Source organism: Microvirga sp. 2TAF3 (assembly GCF_052114965.1).
Lineage (GTDB): Bacteria > Pseudomonadota > Alphaproteobacteria > Rhizobiales > Beijerinckiaceae > Microvirga.
The window spans coordinates 1-448 of sequence record NZ_JBFRFT010000065.1 but is presented as its reverse complement, the minus strand read 5'-3'; the positions used below and the strand labels follow the sequence as shown (position 1 = coordinate 448).

1 protein-coding gene is annotated in these 448 nt (G+C 65.0%); it reads left to right on the top strand.

The genetic code is table 11. The annotated features are described in order from the left end of the window. Window positions 1-318: redoxin domain-containing protein (locus AB4Y97_RS21030; protein ID WP_442000980.1), on the top strand; the 318-nt coding region annotated here is incomplete at its 5' end. Between the last annotated feature and the right edge of the window lie 130 nt (window positions 319-448).

Here is a 448-nt window from a genome sequence, read left to right as displayed (position 1 = left end):
GTCCTCGGCGGCTCGACGGACAACGAGTTCGTCAAGCTGGCCTGGCGCCGCGACCACGCCGACCTCAACAAGCTGCCGATCTGGCAGTTCGCTGACACCGGCGGCAAGCTGGCCCGCCAACTGGGCATCCTGGACGAAGAAAACGGCGTCGCCCTGCGCGCCACCTTCGTCGTCGACCCGCACAACGTCGTCCAGCACGTCTATGTCACCAACCTGAACGTCGGCCGTTCGCCGGAAGACACGCTGCGCGTCGTCGACGCCCTGCAGACCGACGAACTGTGCGCCTGCAACCGTCCGGTCGGCGGCGCCACGCTGTAAGCGTAGCGACCTGACCGAATGAAGGGGCGGCGGCGGTTCTCCGTCGCCGCTCTTTCTTTTTTAGGGCGCTATCGTCCTTCGGACTACTTGAGCGCGATTTTGAGTGCGTTGCTTCAGCGCCCTTTGTGCC